The organism is Phyllobacterium sp. (genome assembly GCF_037994425.1).
Lineage (GTDB): Bacteria > Pseudomonadota > Alphaproteobacteria > Rhizobiales > Rhizobiaceae > Phyllobacterium.
This window is the reverse complement of sequence record NZ_JBBNAM010000030.1, coordinates 1-18,834: the sequence shown is the minus strand read 5'-3', so window position 1 is coordinate 18,834 and position 18,834 is coordinate 1. Positions and strand designations below refer to the sequence as shown.

The following is an 18,834-nucleotide window of genomic DNA, read 5'->3' as shown; positions in this document are numbered from 1 at the left end:
CGTCACGAGATGATCGCCGGGCGTGGGCGCGGCTGATGAGCAAGGTCGGCGTTAAAGGTATCCATATCGCCGAGCGCGACACACAGAGGGCTGGTGAGCCCAAGCCATTTGGCGCCTTCTGGAACACCTGGTCGGTCGAAGGCTTTATTTCCGAAGGCTTGCAGCCGGCCGAGCTTGGCTGGGGCACCCACGAAAAGTGGATGCCGAAGAACGCGCGCAAGCAGAAGAAGGGCAACAAGGCCGCGATCTTCCTCGAGCAGCCTGGCGCAGATACGCGAATCCGCACTTGGTGCCCGACAGAAGGCGCCCAGTTTGGTCTTCTCGTCACCCACAACGAGTCAATCTCGATCGCAGACTTCTTCACGGTCTACGACAAAAAGCGCAAGGTCAGCTACCGTCCGACGTGCCACTACGCCTACCATCCGGCGAACGTTGCGACGCTTTCACTCGACGAGATGTTCGGCGCCGCCGGCCAGCCGCAGCCAATCCAGCATGTGCTGGATGAGTCGGAGATCGTCGATGGCGCCGACGAACTCGGCGTATTGCTCTATGGACATGAAAAGAACGCCTACTGGTACGGTTCGCAATTGACCATCGAGGAAGCCCGCAAGCTTGCCCCCTACCAGAACGCGACTGGACTTCAGGTCTCTTCGGCGGTCATGGCCGGCATGGTCTGGGCCCTGGAGAATCCGGACGTCGGCATCGTTGAGGCCGACGAGATGGACTTCCGCCGCTGCCTCGAAGTGCAGAAGCCCTATCTTGGACCTCTCAAGGGCCACTATACGGACTGGACGCCGCTCACCAACCGCCCAGGACTGTTCAAGGAGAATCTTGACATGGACGATCCCTGGCAGTTCCGCAACATTCTGGTTCGCTGATGACAAGAACGGCAGCCTCGGGCTGCCGTTTCGTTTTGGTACTCCACTTCTCCCGTCATCCTCGGGCCTGACCCGAGGATCCCCCTTGTGACCGCATACAACAGTTCAAATCTGCAATTAAACTTAGGTCTTGTTTCTGCTTGATTTTCGCGGCATCTAGATGGTCAGAACCATGGGAGAATATTGGATGAGACGTTTTTCGCTGCCCGTCGCCGTTGCGCTTACCCTTTCCCTTGCCGGCTGCATGAGCTCGACTCAGGATGGCGGATCAGTTCAGGTTGCAAAGCCGACGGATGCCGTTCAGGGCCAATGGTTCGACACTTCGGGCGTCGCCTTCTCGAATTTCAATGGCGGCGTGTTTGAGACCCGCGCAAATGATACCAAGGAAAAACTCGCCGAAGGCAATTATCGCTTCGCCTCGGCGAATCTGATCGAGATCAACTTGCGCTCACTCGCGCGTGGCACGCAGTCCAAGGTGAATTGCGCGCTGGTCAGCGCCAGCCAGCTGAATTGCACATCTTCCACTGGCCAGCAATTCTCGCTGACCCGGCGTGGCCCGCAGGTGGGTTAAGAGCGCCGAGGCATTCGACCAATTGCTCGATTGAACGATGCCCGAAGGAATGAAACCATTGCCCGTCAACAGGTACTCCGTGTGATGACGTGGAGCTTATGAACCGGGAGCAGATCATGTCCGGAATTCTCGCCCGAGTCCTTATCGCCACTTCGGCGCTTGGCTTGTCCGCCGGCGCCGCGATGGCCGATTACACGCTCAACATTCTGCATATCAACGACCTGCATTCGCGCATCGAACCGATCAACAAGTACGATTCCACCTGTTCGGCGGAAGAAGAAGGCAAGAATGAGTGCTTCGGCGGCATCGCACGCGTCAAGGCCAAGATCGACGAGCGCCGCGCAGACCTCTCTAAGGATGGCGGCAATGTCATTGTCCTCGATGCCGGCGATGAATTCCAGGGATCGCTGTTCTATACGACCTACAAGGGCGACGACACTGCCGAATTCATGAACCAGATGGGCTTTGACGCGATGGCCCTCGGCAACCACGAATTTGACGACACGCCAGTCACACTGGGGAAATTCCTCGACAAGGTGAAATTCCCGGTGATTTCGAGCAATACCGAGGCCGGCCCGGATTCGCCGATTGCCGGTAAGTTCAAACCCTATCTGATCAAGGAGATCGGCGGGCAGAAGATCGGGATCATCTCGGCTCTGACGACCGATACGGCTGAAATATCCAGCCCCGGCCCCAGCGTTAAATTTGCCAATGAAGTCGAGACGCTGAAAAAGCTCGTCGACACATTGAAGGGCGAAGGCGTCAACAAGATCATCGCCCTCAACCACTACGGCTATCTCAAGGACAAGGAACTCGCTGCTGACGTCGACGGCATCGACGTCATTGTCGGCGGCCATAGCCACACGCTCCTGTCGAATACCGACCCCGAGGCGCTTGGCCCCTATCCGACGCTTGTCAAGAACCCGTCCGGCAAGGATGTGCCGATCGTCCAGGCGAAGTCTTACTCCAAATACCTCGGCGAGCTTAAGGTGACCTTCGATGACGAAGGCAATGTCATCAGCAGCGCAGGCGCGCCAATCCTGCTCGATTCTCCCGTCACCCCTGATCCGGCCTTTGTCGCCCGCATCAAGGAACTGGCTCAGCCCATCGAGGAATTGAAGTCGCGCAAGGTTGGCGAATCGGCCGGCGTAATCGAAGCGGCAAGAGAAGTTTGCCGTGCTCGTGAGTGCAGCATGGGTGATCTCGTCGCCGACGCCATGCTCGAGCGAGTCAAGGGCCAGGGCGTAACGATCGCCATCATCAACGGCGGCGGTCTGCGCGCATCAATCGATGCAGGGGACGTCACTATGGGCGAGGTGCTGACCGTTCTCCCATTTCAGAACACGCTGGCAACTTTCCAGTTGCGCGGATCGGACATCATTGCCGCGCTCGAGAATGGCGTCAGCCAGATTGACCAGGGTGCGGGACGGTTCCCGCAGGTTGCTGGCCTCAAATACACGTTCGACGTATCGAAGCCTGTCGGCAGCCGAGTTTCCGATGTTCAGGTGATGCAGGGCGATAGCTGGCGACCCCTGGACCCCGGCGCCACCTACGGCGTCGTATCAAACAACTACATGCGTGCCGGCGGCGACGGCTACAAGATATTTTCCACCAATGCTGTAAATGCCTACGACTACGGTCCGGGGCTGGAACTCGTTCTCGCTGACTATCTCGGCCAGCACGTCCCCTACAAGCCCTATACGGATGGGCGCATTACGATTGCCGCAGGCTCGTCAATGGCCGAGCCAAAGCCAGCAGAGCCCGCTTCTTCCGAAGCGCAAAAGGCGGAGGCTGCGAAACCAGCAACCCAAAGCGCCGCCAATCACCACCAGGATACCTACACGATAAAGCGTGGCGACAATTTCTGGGACATTGCTGAAGAGATTTATGGCAAGGGCATCGAGTGGAAGAGGCTGGCGACCGCCAATCCAGAGATGAAGGCCATGAAACTGCCTATCGGCGCGCAAATGAAGGTTCCCGGCATGTAGCTGCGTGCCGGTGCCCGCCAATTGTTGAGTTGCTTGCTCAACATGCGGCCTTTCGCACGCTTGCAATAAAGCCTGCCCGCTCTAAGTTCCACGGCGCAAGCGTGGAGTTAAAGACATGGCAATTTCAGACGAGGCCCAAACGGCTATACGAAAGCCGGATGATCATCCGGCAATCCAAACGTCGAAAGTCGGCGTTCTTCTCGTCAATCTCGGGACCCCTGACGGCACCGACAAGGCGTCGATGCGGCGCTACCTCGCCGAGTTCCTGTCCGACAAGCGTGTGATCGAATGGCCTCGTGGCATCTGGTTGCCGGTGCTTCACGGCATCGTACTCAACACGCGCCCAAAGAAATCTGGCGCTCTTTATGACAAGATCTGGAACCACGAACGCAACGAGTCCCCTTTGCGCACCTACACGCGTTCCCAAAGCGATAAGCTCGGTGCCGCACTCACTGTCTATCCAAATGTCATCGTCGATTGGGGCATGCGCTACGGCCAGCCATCGATCGAGGAAGCGTTGCAAAGGCTCGACCGCCAGGGCTGCAAGCGCATCGTCATGTTTCCGCTCTACCCGCAGTATTCGGCAACAACGACAGCAACCGTCAATGACAAGTTCTTCGAGGCGCTGATCAAGATGCGCTTCATGCCAGCGACCCGAACCGTGCCTTCCTATCAGGACGAGGCCGTCTATATCGACGCTTTGGCGACATCGATCGAAAAGCACTATGCCTCGCTCGGTTTTGAACCCGAGTTGCTCATCGCGTCCTACCACGGAATCCCGCAAAGTTATTTCAAACGCGGCGATCCCTATCCCTGTCACTGCTGGAAAACGACGCGGCTACTGCGCGAGCGGCTCGGCTGGCGCGAGGACAAGCTCATAACCACCTTCCAGTCGCGCTTTGGTCCTGAGGAGTGGATGCAGCCCTACACGGACAAGACACTGGAACAACTCGCCAAGGACGGGGTAAAATCCGTCGCGGTTTTCAATCCGGGTTTTGTCGCCGATTGCCTGGAGACGCTCGAGGAAATTGCCGGCGAAGGGGCGGAAATCTTTCGTCACAATGGAGGCGTGAACTTCACACACGTTCCTTGCCTCAACGATTCCGAAGAGGGCATGAAGGTGATCGAGACCTTGGTGCGCAGGGAATTGCAAGGCTGGATTTAGACGTTTTCCCGGGCTCGCTCGAATCGATGCTTTAGTCTATCTTGCCCTCGCCCGCTCACGGGCGGTAACGTTTTGCAACGCTGCTTGAGCAGTTGTCGGCAAGGGAGGGCAGCATGCCGTTGAGCGGTTTCGACTTCACCATACCGGTTCTCGCCATCCTGGTGCTCGTGGTTCTTTTTGCCGGCGTCAAGACGGTGCCGCAAGGCTACAACTACACGATCGAGCGCTTCGGCAGATATACACGTACGCTTGCGCCGGGCCTCAATCTGATCGTACCTTTCTTCGATCGCATCGGTGCCAAGCTCAACATGATGGAGCAGGTACTGGACGTTCCGACCCAGGAAGTCATCACCAAGGACAATGCCAATATTGCCGTGGACGGCATTGCCTTCTATCAGATCCTCAATGCGCCACAGGCAGCCTACCAGGTAAGCGGGCTGCAGAACGCCATTCTCAATCTCACCATGACCAATATTCGCACCGTCATGGGCTCGATGGTTCTCGACGAACTTCTCTCGAACCGCGATGCGATCAACGATCGCCTATTGCGCGTAGTCGATGAGGCGGCGCATTCCTGGGGCATCAAGATGACGCGTGTCGAGATCAAGGACATCAATCCGCCCAAGGATCTGCTCGATTCGATGGCGCGCCAGATGAAGGCCGAGCGCGACAAGCGCGCGGTGGTCCTTGAAGCCGAGGGCACTCGTGCGGCGCAAATCCTGCGGGCCGAGGGCCTGAAGCAGTCGCAGATCCTCGAGGCTGAAGGCCGGCGCGAGGCTGCCTTCCGCGAGGCCGAAGCACGCGAACGGCTGGCCGAAGCCGAGGCAAAGGCGACGGAAATCGTTTCCGCGGCCATCGCCGGCGGGAATGTCCAGGCGCTGAACTACTTTGTCGCCCAGAAATATACCGAAGCCTTCGGCAAGTTTGCGTCGAGCCCCAACCAGAAGATCATCTTCATGCCGATGGAGGCATCTTCGCTCGTCAGTACGCTCGGCGGTATCGGCGCACTCGCTCGCGATGTCTTCGGGGAAGGCGTGCAACCGACCGCGCCATCACCTTCGACGCCGACGATGCGCGGTCGAACGGTGCCCGGTACCGGCGGCACGAGCGCCTGACGTCCGGCGAAGGAGCACCATCCATGCTTGAGCGCCTCTTCACCGAACTTGGGCCCTGGAACTGGGTGGTGCTCGGTCTCGTCCTCATGATATTCGAGGTTGCTGCACCAGGTATCTTTTTCCTGTGGTTCGGCATAGCCGCGATTGTCGTCGGTGGGCTGGCGATACTCTTCGGCGACGCGCTGGGGCTCACCTGGCAAATCCAGGTCATTGTCTTCCTGGTACTTTCCGTGATCGCTGTTTTCATTGGCCGCAAGCTGGTCGGCGCAACCGACACTGTGTCCGATGAGCCCTTGCTCAACCGGCGAGCCGAACAGTTGGTCGGCCTTGTCGTGACGCTGGAAGAAGCAACGGTCAACGGTCGCGGCCGCGCCCGCGTCGGCGACAGTCTATGGCGTGTCACCGGGCCGGATCTTGCTGCCGGCACGCGCGTGCGCATTACCGGTGTCGATCATGGAACGCTGATTGTTGAAGCGGCCTAGGCTGCGCCGATGCGCAACAAGTCGTGGAAATGCACGATTCCGACCGGATAGTTCTTATCGGTGACGATCAGCGCGCCAATATTGTGCTGGTTGAGAAGAGCGAGCGCGGCGCTTGCCAGCATAGTCGGCGGCACTGTCTTCGGGTTGCGCGTCATGATGTCTTCGACGTTCATTGCGATGAGATTGCGATGCAGATTACGCGAAAGATCGCCGTCTGTAATAATGCCGGCGAGCGTTCCTTCTTCATTTTGCACGGCGATACAGCCGAAGCGCTTTTCGGCAAAAACCTTCATCGCATCCGGGATGGACGTCCCGAGCGGAACGAGCGGTATCTGATCGCCGCTGTGCATGATCTCGCGCACGTGCGTGAGACTGGCGCCCAGCGATCCGCCGGGATGGAAGGTCTTGAAATCACCGGCCGTGAAACCCCGTGCTTCCAGCAAAGCGATGGCGAGCGCATCCCCCATCGCCAGTTGCATCAGCGTCGACGTCGTTGGTGCAAGGCCGTGAGGACATGCCTCGGTCACACGGGGAAGCAGCAGTACCACATCGGCAGCGTTCGCCAGAGCTGAACTCTCGCCCGCGGTCAGCGCAATCAGCGGGATGCGGAAGCGCGTTGCATAACTGACGATCCCTTTAAGTTCTGCCGTCTCCCCCGACCAAGATATGGCAACGATTGCATCATCGACGGCAATCATGCCGAGGTCGCCATGATTGGCCTCGGAGGGATGAACAAAGAATGCTGGCGTGCCGGTCGAAGCGAAGGTCGCGGCAATCTTGGAACCGATATGACCGCTCTTGCCGACGCCGGTCACGATGATGCGGCCGCGGATCGAGGCGATTTTTTCGATGGCCCGGCAGAAGGGTTCAGCGAGGCGACCCTCGAGTGCGCGGCTGAGCGCAGCGAGCCCGTCGGTTTCGGTGGAAATGGTCCGTTTGGCGGATTCGACCGCAGCGGATTTGTCGAGATCGGTGTGATTGATTGCCTGCATGGCGAGAACCGTTAGCGCTTTGCACTTCGGCTGTCCAATTTTTGTTCAACTCGATCCCGGGAAAGTCGTCGCATCCACCGGCAATTAGCAGGTCATTAACCATGCCTCTTTACCATCCTTCAACGTTCGAACTCTTTGGCAAACCTGCATATGCATCCTCGGCACCCACGTTTGGAAGCCCCGCCTGGCGGGAGCTTCAGACCTGCCAGCAGCATCTGTCTCCTGGCAGTGCTGCTTGGCACGAGTGTGCTTGCCACCCCGGCGATAGCCCAACAACCGGCGCCCCTACGGGGACCCGTGGCGGAAAATGTACTTCAAGCACAGAGCAATAGCCGGCGCATTCTCAGCCAGAACACCAATCCGCCGGGTGATGACGGCATTTCTTCCAAACCCTATGAGCCCCTAAGCCCCGGAGCCCTACCGCCCGATGCTGACAGCACAATCCCTGGTCTGCGCGGAATTCCGCCTGATAGCGATTTGCTGCCCTCCGGTCCTGCCGATGACAGCAACAATCTTGGCGCACGATCGCCTGCCCAATCTGACCAACTTGCGCCGTTGCCTGCCGTACGAGCAGCACGCACGGTGGGTTCGAGGCGTATTCGCGCGGCGGTTGACGAGGAGGCCGTAAGTTCGATCCCCAATCCGGCCATAGAGCAAAACAGGGAAGCAAATCCGCCCGCCGGAGCGACGGAGCGTGACAATCTGCCCGAACCTGCCATCCAACGGCGCGCGATCCGTCCGGATCCCGAACCCTTTGCCCCACTTGGTATACGGGCGGGCACTGTTACGCTCAGGCCATCGATCAGCACTGGCCTTCGCGCCACGACCAATGCGGACGGCAGTTCCGATGGATCGGGCGCGCTTCTGTCTGAGACACGCCTACGCGCACGCGCCACGACCGACTGGTCGCGTCATTCTGCCTGGCTCGATTTCGATGGCCTCTACGACAAGTCCATCTCCGGTGAGGACTATTCGGCGCCGAATATTGCCCTGCGTAGCGGATTTCAGCTCGACCTCGGTGAGCGTACGACGGTGAAAGGCGAAGCGGGCTACCTCTACCGGCAGGAGGATCCGAGCGCACCCACGACGATTGTCGGTACCTCGAACCGCCCGGCGGTTCAGGACCTCGACGCGAACCTCGGTGTCCGCCACGAGTTCGGCAAGTTCTTCGCCGACGTCCGCGGCAATGTCAATCACACGACTTACGGCGACGCCGAGTTTTCCGATGGCAGCACGATAAGCCAGAAGGACCGAAACAATACATTCGCGAGTGTCGCGCTGCGCGGCGGCTTTGAAATGTCGCCGGCAATCAAACCATTTGCCGAGGTCGAAATCGGCAAGCTGATGTATGACGAGGCGGTCGACGACAACGGCTTTCGCCGTTCAGGTATGCGCACTGGAGTGCGCGGCGGCGTCGAACTCGATATCCGCGAGAAGCTTAGCGGAGAACTGGCTCTCGGTTACCTGCGCCAGGATATCGAGGACGACCGCCTCAATGCCGTCGATGGGCTGAGCGTCGATGGTGCGATCAAATGGTCGCCGCAACGTGGCACGGACGTCGACATCGGCATCCTCACCCGCATCGAAGGAGCGACAGCGCCCGGCGACAGTGGCTCTGTGTTCTATGAGGGGACGATGGGCATAAAACGGCAGGCCCGCGCCAATCTCGACCTCAAGGCCAACCTTTTCGCTTCACTTCGCGACAACAAGGACGGCACGGGCTGGGACAAGGGTTTTGGCGCAGAAATCGGGGCCACTTATTGGTTCAACCGCTTCTTCGGGCTTGATGTCAGTGCCCGCCATGAATTGACGCGCAGCGAAGTCGAAACGAGGCGGACGAACGAGACCAGCATGTTCGTCGGTTTGACGCTGCAACGGTAGGTCAGGCGGGGCGCTGTCGTTCGGCTACGCGCTTTCTGCCGTTATCCGCGGGCTTGACCCGAAGATAACGGTGGAGAGGTCGGAGGCCGGCGGGATGGTGCCCACACGGGAAAGCCCCGTTCAATCCTTTGGCTGGATGGTCCTCAGCATGTTCCCGATATTATCAATGACCCCATTGCGGATATCGTTGCGCCACAAGGCGAAGGCGACATTGGCTTCGACGAAGCCTTCCTTCGAACCGGTATCGTAGGTCCGTCCCTTGAAGTGGTAGCCGAAAAAGTCCTGCTGCTTCGTCAGTTTCAGCATTGCGTCCGTCAGCTGGATTTCGTTGCCGGCGCCGCGCTCCTGATGCTCGAGAATGTCGAAGATTTCCGGTTGCAGAATGTACCTTCCATTGATGTAGAGATTGGAGGGCGCAGTACCCTTGGCGGGCTTCTCGACCATCTCGGTCAATTCGAAACCCTTGCCGACCGGCCTGCCTTGGCCGACGATGCCATACTTATGGGTTTCGGCCGGATCGCATTCCTGCACGGCAATGACATTGCCGCCTGACTGGTTGTAGAGTTCGACCATGTCGGCCATGCATCCCGTTGTTTCCGGCTGCATGATCATGTCAGGCAGGAGCAGCGCAAAGGGTTCATCGCCGACGATATCCCGAGCGCACCAGACTGCATGGCCAAGACCCATGGGTACCTGCTGGCGGGTGAAGCTGGTGGTGCCCGGCCCCGGCTGAATGCTCTGCAGTTCATCGAGAAGACTGGTCTTGCCTCGCTCTGCGAGCGTTGCGTAGAGCTCGTACTGGGCGTCGAAATAATCCTCGATGACCGCCTTGTTGCGTCCCGTCACAAAGATGAAATGCTCGATCCCGGCCTCGCGCGCCTCGTCCACCACGTATTGGATGACGGGCTTGTCGACGACGGTCAGCATTTCCTTCGGTATGGATTTGGTCGCGGGAAGCACGCGGGTCCCAAACCCCGCAACTGGAAAGACGGCCTTACGGATTTGCTTTCTCGTCGTCATCATCACCTCGTCAGTGTTGCACGCAAACTCTTTGTACTGACGATGCATTCCGCCGGAGATGCAAGCGAACAGTAACATTTCAAATTTACGCATAAACTTGTATAAAACCGCCGCCGGCTCTGGGTTTATGCGCTAGACAATTCGGTCTCAAAGACCCAAAATACATAACGCTGTAAAATAAATATTCGTTGCCGTTGTTAATGTAGCCACGGCGGCGTGTGTTTGCCGGTGCATGGTAAACCAATTCCTAACTTTGACATGCCTATTTTATCGTTTGACCCAAAAATGTGGAAACACAGTTCGAGGAGAAAACATGATGGTGAGTTCAACGGGGTTCGCACGGCGCGTATTGATCGCGGCGGCGGTTGCATGCCTTGGATTTGCAGCAACCGCCAATGGCGCGGCAGCCGACGCGAAGTTCCAAAGCTGGATACAGGATTTTCGCGCAACCGCGTTGAACAGCGGCATTTCCGCCGCTACTTACCAGCGCGCCTTTGCCGGTGTGACGGAAATTGATCCGGAAGTTTTGCAGAAGGCAAAGTTCCAGCCGGAGTTCACCGAACCCGTGTGGGGATATCTCGACAACCGTGTGAATGAGCAATCGGTCGCCACCGGCCGGGAGATGTCCCGCAAATATAGCCGCTGGCTCGGCGCTATCGAAAAGTCCTACGGCGTCGACCGCAACATCCTATTGGCCATCTGGTCGATGGAAACCAATTTTGGCGAGATCATGAAACGCGACGACGTGATGCGCGACGCCGTGCGCTCGCTTGCCACGCTCGCCTATGCCGATCCACGTCGGACAAAATATGCGCGCACGCAACTTATCGCCGCGATGAAAATTCTACAGACGGGCGATATCGACCGCAGTCACTTGACCGGATCGTGGGCCGGAGCGCTGGGCCACACCCAGTTCATCCCGACGAGCTATCTCGCGTATGCTGTTGACATGGACGGCAACGGCAAACGCGATATTTGGAACTCGGTACCCGATGCTCTGGCGACTGCTGCCAACCTCTTGCGCAAGAATGGATGGGAGAGCGGCCGGACGTGGGGCTACGAAGTCGCATTGCCGGCCGGTCGCAAATTGCCGGGCGGGTCGCACACTATTGCCGAATGGCAGCAGCTTGGTGTGGTACGCGCTAACGGCAAGCCCTTCCCGCGCGGCAGCGAGAAAGCCACGCTGAAAGTGCCGGACGGCCGCGCAGGTCCGGCGTTCCTGATGACGCGCAACTTCTTCGTGTTGAAAAACTACAACAACGCCGACAAGTATGCGCTTGGCGTGGGTTTGCTGGCCGATCAGATCAGCGGCGCATCCGGCCTGCGTCAGGACTGGAATCGCCCCTTCACGCCGATCACAATGAAAGAGCGCGAAGAATTGCAGAGCCATCTGCGCGAACTCGGCTATTATGATGGAAAGGTCGACGGAAAGATCGGTTCGAGCTCAAGGGATGCGATCCAGGCGTTCCAGAAGCAGATGGGACTTGATCCGGATGGTCATCCAAGCAAGGAAGTGCTGACCGTCATACGGAAGAAATAGCTAAGTGAAGCAAATGAAACGGGCCGGCAGGAGTGATTTCGTTTCCGGGGGAATGTCTTTACCGCCCTCCGCCCAACCGGACGAAGGGAGGTATGCGAGCGCAGTTCGCCCTCGGTCCTCCACCTTGCTCGCAATCACTGCCACGCTTGTCGGTACATTCATCTTTGTCGAACATGCAACCGCCCGCACGCTGCTCGATATGCTGTTCGGACCACGCATCTACCGCGAAAACACGGATCGGCTCATCGATGATGGCAGACGTGCCCGTCCGCCGAGCAAAAACCGGCCAGTCAAACGGTCACGCCCGCGGCCGGATACCGTCCGGACATCGCCGGTCCCAGACGGCCAGCCATTGATCCAGGCGAAACTGCCGGACGCGAAGCCGGTGCTTGTCGTCGGTGATTTCATGGCAGGCAGCCTCGCCGAAGGGCTCGAAACAGCGTTCGTCGATGCGCCGGGCGTGCGGGTTGTCGACAAAGCGGACGGGTCTTCTGGTTTCGTACGCAGCGATCACCGCGACTGGCCGGAATCCATCGGAGAAATGATCGAGAAGGAAAAGCCAGCCGTCGTCGTCATCATGATCGGCGCCAATGACCGCCAGCAATTCTCCGACGGCAACGCGTTGCTCAGCGACGACTGGACCAAGGAATACCAGGCACGGATGACCGCCTTTCTCGATGCGGTCAAGAAGACTGGCCAACCCGTTGTGTGGGTGGGTCAGCCTGCCTTCAAATCGAAGAGCATGACGAATGACCTGCTCGCCTTCAACGAGCTCTATCGCAATGCTGCGGAAAAGGCGGACGGCAAATTTGTCGATGTATGGGATGGTTTTGTCGACCAGAGCGGCAACTTTACCCTGTCGGGTTTCGACATTTCCGGCCAGACGGCTCGGCTGCGCAACAATGACGGCATTGGCATGACCGCTGCCGGTAAGCGCAAGCTCGCCTTCTACGTAGAGAAACCGCTGCGGCAGATGCTCGGCAATGCAACGTCGCCGGATATTGCCGCAATCAAGCCGGGTGCGCCGGTACAGGCGCTTCCTGGCGCGTCGGGGGCTCCAGCCAAGATCGACCGCCTCGCACCCGTCAGCCTCAGCGATCCCGAACTCGATGGCGGTACCGATCTCCTCGGTGCTGCTCCTCGGCCGGCGGCCGGCGGCGACAAATCGGCGCGCGACCGCCTCGTCATTGACGGTATCGCACCCGAGGGGCAGCCAGGGCGGGTCAATGACTTCTCATGGCCCAAGCAGTGAGGCTTGTCCTAACGGACGACCGTCGATTGCATTCCTAGGAAGGGGTTCTCGTGCTGGACTCGGATGGCGCCCTGACCGGCACATAGATGACCGGGACCGGAACAGGCTGATTGGTTGCATCACTGGCGACCGATTCACTCGAGGACGCATCCCCTGGAACTGCCATCTCCGTTGCGTCGTTGCATGCGGCGAGCCCGAGCAGCGCAGCAAGAAGCAAAACTTTCAAATACATTCGTCTCAATACTCCACGAAAATTGATCTATGAACGGTCGGTGGACCGAAATCAATTAGTCAAAAGTCTAATGATTGCCCTTGGGGTTCGTTCTGCGGATAGAGCAGTTCTGGAACCGGAATGCAACCGGCACGCGATTTACGACGTGCCGGTTAAAACGTCAACGTGGCAGGACAGATGTTCCCATCATGGCCGCATCAATGGCATGGGCCGCTTGGCGCCCCTCCCGGATAGCCCAAACGACCAGCGACTGGCCACGGCGGACGTCGCCGGCTACGTAGAGCTTGTCTACGCTGGTGCGATAGTTCTTGTCATCAGCCGACACGGAACGGTTGCCGCGCCGGTCAGCACGCATATCGAGTGAACCTGAGAGTTCCTTGATGATGTTGTTCTCGAACGGACCGGAGAAACCGATGGCGATGAAGGCAAGATCCGCCTTGATGAAGAACTCCGTCCCGGCAATCGGCTTGCGCGCCTCATCGACTTCGCAGCACTTCACGTGGGTCAAGGTGCCGTTCTCGCCGATGAACTCGAGCGTCGCCACCTGGAACTCGCGATCCGCGCCCTCGGCCTGGGATGAGGACGTACGCATCTTGGTCGCCCAGTAGGGCCATACGCTGAGTTTGTCCTCCTTTTCCGGCGGCTGCGGGCGGATATCGAGCTGCGTGACCTTGACGGCGCCCTGGCGGAACGCCGTTCCGACACAGTCGGACGCCGTATCGCCGCCACCGACCACGACCACATGCTTGCCGGAAGCGACGACCGGATCGCTCCGCCAGGCGACCGACTCGATGTTCTCGCGGCCGATGCGCCGGTTCTGCTGGACGAGGTAATGCATCGCGTCATGGACGCCCTCGAATTCGCCGCCGGGAATACCGGCCGGGCGAGGCGTCTCAGCCCCGCCGCAATAGAGAACCGCGTCATAAGTGTCGAGCAGCTCCTGAACGGGCTTATCCGCCCCGACATTGACGCCGCAGAAGAACGTCACGCCCTCGCCTTCCATCTGTGCAACCCGCCGGTCGATGAAATGCTTCTCCATCTTGAAGTCGGGGATTCCGTAGCGCAGGAGACCGCCCGGACGGCTTTCACGTTCATAGACGTGAACCTCATGGCCGGCGCGGCCAAGCTGCTGTGCCGCGGCGAGACCCGCCGGGCCGGAGCCGATGACGGCAACGTTCTTGCCGGTCTTCGCGATCGCGGGCTGCGGTATGATGAAGCCCTTTTCATAGGCTTTGTCCGCAATCGCCTGTTCCACTGTCTTGATCGAAACCGGCACGTCCTCGAGGTTGAGCGTGCACGCCTCCTCGCAGGGCGCGGGGCATATGCGGCCGGTGAACTCGGGGAAGTTGTTGGTAGAGTGCAGATTGCGGATCGCCTCATCCCAATTGTCGTTGTAGACGAGATCATTCCAGTCAGGTATCTGATTGTGGATCGGACACCCCGTTGGTCCATGGCAGAATGGAATGCCGCAGTCCATGCAGCGCGCGGCCTGTTTCTTAACTTCGCTGTCCGACATCGGGATTGTGAACTCCCGAAAATGCCGGATGCGATCCGACGCAGGCTGATACTTGGCAACCTGCCGGTCGATCTCGAGAAAACCTGTAACCTTACCCATAAAACTTCTCTCCCTCGCCTCTCGGAGGACTACCCTCTCCCAGCAGGGATGCGGGCAGCATTTGCCCCATACCGAGCATCTCTAAGACGCTCGAAGCATGGAGTTTGTTGACCTTATTCGGCTGCGACACCCATGCGCATGCGCTCCATCTCTTCGAGCGCGCGGCGGTATTCGACCGGCATGACTTTTACGAATTTCGGCCGGAAGCTTTCCCAATTATCGAGAATTTCCTTCGCCCGCGCCGAGCCCGTATAGTGCATGTGGTTCGAAATCAGCTGCACAAGCCGTTCCTCGTCGTGTCTCGTCATATTGGCCGAGACATCGACGCGTCCTTTGTGCATGAGATCACCGCCGTGATGGTGCAACTTTTCGAGAATGTCGTCCTCTTCCGGAACCGGTTCGAGTTCGACCATCGCCATATTGCAGCGCTGCGCAAAATCGCCCGCTTCATCGAGCACATAGGCGACGCCGCCCGACATCCCCGCCGCGAAGTTGCGCCCGGTCTGACCGATAACGACGACGACGCCGCCCGTCATGTACTCGCAGCCGTGGTCACCCGTACCCTCCACGACCGCGATCGCCCCCGAATTGCGGACGGCGAAGCGTTCGCCGGCAACGCCGCGGAAATAGGCCTCACCCTCGATGGCGCCGTAAAGCACGGTATTACCCACGATGATCGAGTTCTCGGGAACGATCCTGGTGTTTTCCGGCGGGCGGATAACGATGCGCCCCCCACAAAGGCCTTTGCCGACATAATCATTGCCGTCGCCGATCAGGTCGAACGAAATCCCGCGCGCCAGGAAGGCACCGAAGGACTGTCCGGCGGTCCCGCGGAACTTGACCGAGATCGTATCTTCCTTGAGGCCCTTGTGCCGGTAGCGCTTGGCAACCTCGCCCGAAAGCATCGCACCAGCCGAGCGGTCGACATTCTTGATGTCCATCTCGATCCTGACCGGAATCTTGCTTTCGAGCGCGGTCTTTGCCTGCTCGATCAGCTTACGGTCGAGTATATCGAGGATCGGATGGTTCTGCCGTTCGGTCCAACGCGTTTTTTCCTCAGGCGCTTCGGGCTTATGGAAGATGCGGGTAAAGTCCAGACCCTTGGCCTTCCAGTGCTCGATCGCTTCACGCTTTTCGAGGAGTTCCGCCTTGCCGACGATCTCTTCGAGCTTCGTGTAGCCCATCTCAGCCAGGAACTGGCGGACCTCTTCAGCCAAATAGAAGAAGAAGTTGATGACGTGCTCGGGCGTTCCCTTGAAGCGCTTGCGCAAGACCGGGTCCTGCGTTGCGACGCCGACGGGGCAGGTGTTGAGATGGCACTTGCGCATCATGATGCAGCCAGCTGCAATGAGCGGCGCGGTCGAGAAGCCGAACTCGTCGGCTCCCAGCAATGCCCCGACAATGACGTCGCGCCCGGTGCGCAGGCCGCCGTCGACCTGCAGGGCGACGCGCGAGCGCAGGCCGTTGAGGACGAGCGTTTGCTGTGTTTCCGCAAGGCCCATTTCCCAGGGGCTGCCTGCATGCTTGAGCGAGGTCAGTGGCGAAGCACCGGTTCCGCCGTCATAGCCGGCGATGGTGATATGATCGGCGCGTGCCTTGGCAACACCGGCCGCGACCGTTCCGACACCCACCTCGGAGACGAGCTTCACCGAGACGTCCGCCTCGGGGTTAACGTTCTTTAGGTCGTAAATCAACTGCGCCAGATCTTCGATCGAGTAGATGTCGTGGTGCGGCGGCGGCGAAATGAGGCCGACGCCTGGTGTCGAGTGCCGCGTCTTGGCGACCGTCGCATCGACCTTGTGACCGGGCAACTGCCCGCCTTCGCCAGGCTTGGCACCCTGGGCGACCTTGATCTGCATCATGTCGGAGTTGACGAGATATTCCGTCGTCACACCGAAGCGGCCCGACGCTACCTGCTTGATTGCTGAACGTTCGGGGTTCGGCTTGCCGTCGGGCAACGGGTAGAAGCGGTCTGGCTCCTCGCCACCCTCGCCGGTGTTCGACTTGCCGCCGATCCGGTTCATCGCGATTGCAAGCGTCGTGTGCGCCTCACGGCTGATCGAGCCGAACGACATTGCGCCCGTCGAGAACCGCTTGACGATTTCTTTCGCGGGTTCCACGTCGTCGATCGAAACCGGCTTGCGGCCGGCATCTTTCGCGATCTTGATCTTGAACAGGCCGCGTATCGTCTGCGCCCGCGCCGACTGGCTGTTCACCAGGTCGGAATATTCTTTGAACGTACCTGCCGAGTCCGTCCGAACGGCGTGCTGGAGCTTCGCAACGGCATCCGGCGACCAGAGGTGAGCCTCGCCGCGGATGCGGTAGGCGTATTCACCGCCGACGTCCAGGGTGCTCGACAGAACAGGGTCATTGCCAAATGCGTCGCGGTGACGGCGGATCGTTTCTTCCGCCACTTCGTCAAGCCCGACACCCTCGATGGTCGTCGCCGTGCCGAAGAAGAAGCGATCGACAAAATCCGACTTCAGCCCGACTGCGTCGAAGATCTGCGCACCGCAATAGGACTGGTAGGTCGAGATGCCCATCTTGGACATGACCTTGAGGATACCCTTGCCGATCGACTTCATGTAGCGCGAAACAACTTCCTTGGCGTCGACCTCCGGCGGGAATTCGCCGCGCTTATGCATGTCGAGCAAGGTGTCAAAGGCGAGATACGGATTGATAGCTTCGGCGCCATAGCCGGCGAGGCAACAGAAATGATGCACTTCGCGTGGTTCGCCCGATTCCACCACTAGACCGACGGACGTGCGCAGGCCCTTGCGGATCAGATGATGATGAACCGCGGCCGTGGCCAACAGCGCCGGAATCGGAATGCGGTCAGGACCAACCTGGCGGTCGGACAGAATGATGATGTTGTAGCCACCATGAACGGCCGCTTCCGCGCGGTCGCACAGGCGCTCCACGGCTCCAGCGAGGCCGGCAGCACCCTCATCGACGCTGTAAGCGATGTCGAGGGTCTTCGTGTCGAAGCGGTCTTCCGTGTGGCCGATGGAGCGGATCTTTTCGAGATCACCATTGGTCAGGATCGGCTGGCGCACTTCGAGCCGCTTGCGGCGCGAGGAACCGACGAGATCGAAGATGTTCGGCCGCGGACCGATGAACGAGACAAGGCTCATCACCAGTTCCTCGCGGATCGGATCGATTGGCGGGTTGGTCACCTGGGCGAAGTTCTGCTTGAAATAGGTGTAGAGCAGCTTTGACTTGTCGGACATTGCCGAAATCGGCGTGTCGGTGCCCATGGAGCCAATTGCTTCCTGTCCCGTGGTTGCCATCGGCGACATCAAGAGGCGCGTGTCTTCCTGTGTATAGCCGAATGCCTGCTGGCGATCGAGAAGGCTCACGTCCTTGCGCAGCGCGCGCGGCTCCACGGGGCTCAGTTCTTCGAGAATAAGCTGCGTGTTCTTCAGCCACTGCTTGTAGGGGTGGCGGCTGGCGATCTCGGACTTGATCTCCTCGTCCGAAATGATGCGCCCCTTTTCCATGTCGATCAGCAGCATGCGGCCAGGCTGCAAACGCCACTTCTTGACGATTTTTTCTTCCGGCACCGGCAGGACGCCGGCCTCCGAGGCCATGATGACGAAATCGTCGTCAGTGACGATATAGCGGGCCGGACGCAGGCCGTTACGGTCGAGCGTCGCGCCGATCTGGCGACCATCGGTAAAGGCGATCGCAGCCGGTCCGTCCCATGGCTCCATCAGCGCGGCATGATACTCGTAGAACGCCTTGCGCTCTTCTGACATCAGCTTGTTGCCGGACCATGCCTCGGGAATGAGCATCATCATCGAATGCGCGAGCGAATAACCGCCCTGGAAAAGGAACTCGAGGGCATTGTCGAAACAAGCCGTATCCGACTGGCCCTCGTAGGAGATCGGCCAGAGCTTGGAAATGTCGTTGCCGAAATATTCGCTGTCGACCGATGCCTGGCGTGCCGCCATCCAGTTTACGTTGCCGCGCAACGTGTTGATCTCGCCATTATGCGCAACCATGCGATAGGGATGCGCCAGCTTCCAGGAGGGGAAGGTGTTCGTCGAAAACCGCTGGTGAACCAGAGCGAGTGCGCTTTCAAACCGCGGGTGCTTCAGGTC

At 59.2% G+C, this 18,834-nt stretch carries 14 protein-coding genes; 9 read left to right on the top strand and 5 right to left on the bottom strand.

The features are described from left to right. The 6 genes from AAAB35_RS01735 to AAAB35_RS01710 form a co-directional block, all read left to right on the top strand. On the top strand, window positions 1-878 hold an 878-nt coding region (locus AAAB35_RS01735), incomplete at its 5' end, for a saccharopine dehydrogenase C-terminal domain-containing protein (protein ID WP_340666528.1). Between the two features lie 187 nt (window positions 879-1,065). After that, window positions 1,066-1,449, top strand: a complete 384-nt coding sequence (locus AAAB35_RS01730; protein ID WP_340666527.1) for a hypothetical protein — start codon at window positions 1,066-1,068, stop codon at window positions 1,447-1,449. A gap of 116 nt (window positions 1,450-1,565) precedes the next feature. Continuing rightward, entirely contained in the window at window positions 1,566-3,437 is a 1,872-nt protein-coding gene (locus AAAB35_RS01725) for a 5'-nucleotidase C-terminal domain-containing protein (protein ID WP_340666526.1), read from the top strand. Between the two features lie 115 nt (window positions 3,438-3,552). After that, window positions 3,553-4,602, top strand: coding sequence for a ferrochelatase (hemH, locus tag AAAB35_RS01720; RefSeq protein ID WP_340666525.1), 1,050 nt, complete (start codon window positions 3,553-3,555; stop codon window positions 4,600-4,602). 119 nt (window positions 4,603-4,721) lie between these two features. Further along, window positions 4,722-5,717: an SPFH domain-containing protein gene (locus AAAB35_RS01715; protein WP_340666530.1), complete on the top strand. Its 996-nt coding sequence runs from the start codon at window positions 4,722-4,724 to the stop codon at window positions 5,715-5,717. A 23-nt stretch (window positions 5,718-5,740) separates the two neighbouring features. After that, window positions 5,741-6,199 (top strand): NfeD family protein, encoded by a 459-nt coding sequence (locus AAAB35_RS01710; protein ID WP_340666524.1) that lies wholly within the window; start codon window positions 5,741-5,743, stop codon window positions 6,197-6,199. On the opposite strand, the gene AAAB35_RS01705 is transcribed toward AAAB35_RS01710, so the two are convergent. Continuing rightward, on the bottom strand, window positions 6,196-7,191 hold the full coding sequence (locus AAAB35_RS01705; RefSeq protein ID WP_340666523.1) for a KpsF/GutQ family sugar-phosphate isomerase: 996 nt from the start codon (window positions 7,189-7,191) through the stop codon (window positions 6,196-6,198). The two genes, AAAB35_RS01710 and AAAB35_RS01705, sit on opposite strands and share 4 nt — an antisense overlap. 297 nt (window positions 7,192-7,488) lie before the next feature. On the opposite strand from AAAB35_RS01705, the gene AAAB35_RS01700 reads away from it, so the two are divergent. Beyond that, window positions 7,489-9,072: an outer membrane beta-barrel protein gene (locus tag AAAB35_RS01700; RefSeq protein WP_340666522.1), complete on the top strand. Its 1,584-nt coding sequence runs from the start codon at window positions 7,489-7,491 to the stop codon at window positions 9,070-9,072. A 120-nt stretch (window positions 9,073-9,192) separates the two neighbouring features. Here AAAB35_RS01700 and galU read toward each other — a convergent pair whose 3' ends face one another. Continuing rightward, entirely contained in the window at window positions 9,193-10,092 is a 900-nt protein-coding gene (gene galU, locus AAAB35_RS01695) for a UTP--glucose-1-phosphate uridylyltransferase GalU (protein ID WP_340666529.1), read from the bottom strand. 313 nt (window positions 10,093-10,405) lie between these two features. Between galU and AAAB35_RS01690 the strand changes: the two genes are divergently transcribed. After that, window positions 10,406-11,632 carry a lytic murein transglycosylase gene (locus AAAB35_RS01690; protein ID WP_340666521.1) on the top strand — a complete coding sequence of 409 codons (1,227 nt, stop codon included), beginning with the start codon at window positions 10,406-10,408 and terminating at the stop codon, window positions 11,630-11,632. Window positions 11,633-11,756: 124 nt separating this feature from the next. Next, window positions 11,757-12,884 carry a DUF459 domain-containing protein gene (locus AAAB35_RS01685; RefSeq protein WP_340666520.1) on the top strand — a complete coding sequence of 376 codons (1,128 nt, stop codon included), beginning with the start codon at window positions 11,757-11,759 and terminating at the stop codon, window positions 12,882-12,884. Between the two features lie 34 nt (window positions 12,885-12,918). On the opposite strand, the gene AAAB35_RS01680 is transcribed toward AAAB35_RS01685, so the two are convergent. The 3 genes from AAAB35_RS01680 to gltB form a co-directional block, all read right to left on the bottom strand. Further along, a complete protein-coding gene (locus AAAB35_RS01680; RefSeq protein ID WP_340666519.1) occupies window positions 12,919-13,116 on the bottom strand; it encodes a hypothetical protein in 198 nt (65 codons plus the stop codon). A gap of 160 nt (window positions 13,117-13,276) precedes the next feature. Further along, a complete protein-coding gene (locus AAAB35_RS01675) occupies window positions 13,277-14,731 on the bottom strand; it encodes a glutamate synthase subunit beta (protein ID WP_340666518.1) in 1,455 nt (484 codons plus the stop codon). A gap of 113 nt (window positions 14,732-14,844) precedes the next feature. Continuing rightward, on the bottom strand, window positions 14,845-18,834 hold a 3,990-nt coding region (gene gltB / locus AAAB35_RS01670), incomplete at its 5' end, for a glutamate synthase large subunit (RefSeq protein WP_340666517.1).

Bases quoted from the DNA above. Each gene is read 5' to 3' on its own strand.
- galU (WP_340666529.1), bottom strand. From the start codon at position 10,092: ATGACGACGAGAAAGCAAATCCGTAAGGCCGTCTTTCCAGTTGCGGGG.
- AAAB35_RS01675 (WP_340666518.1), bottom strand. From the start codon at position 14,731: ATGGGTAAGGTTACAGGTTTTCTCGAGATCGACCGGCAGGTTGCCAAG.
- AAAB35_RS01680 (WP_340666519.1), bottom strand. From the start codon at position 13,116: ATGTATTTGAAAGTTTTGCTTCTTGCTGCGCTGCTCGGGCTCGCCGCA.
- AAAB35_RS01690 (WP_340666521.1), top strand. From the start codon at position 10,406: ATGATGGTGAGTTCAACGGGGTTCGCACGGCGCGTATTGATCGCGGCG.
- AAAB35_RS01705 (WP_340666523.1), bottom strand. From the start codon at position 7,191: ATGCAGGCAATCAATCACACCGATCTCGACAAATCCGCTGCGGTCGAA.
- AAAB35_RS01710 (WP_340666524.1), top strand. From the start codon at position 5,741: ATGCTTGAGCGCCTCTTCACCGAACTTGGGCCCTGGAACTGGGTGGTG.
- hemH (WP_340666525.1), top strand. From the start codon at position 3,553: ATGGCAATTTCAGACGAGGCCCAAACGGCTATACGAAAGCCGGATGAT.
- AAAB35_RS01730 (WP_340666527.1), top strand. From the start codon at position 1,066: ATGAGACGTTTTTCGCTGCCCGTCGCCGTTGCGCTTACCCTTTCCCTT.
- AAAB35_RS01725 (WP_340666526.1), top strand. From the start codon at position 1,566: ATGTCCGGAATTCTCGCCCGAGTCCTTATCGCCACTTCGGCGCTTGGC.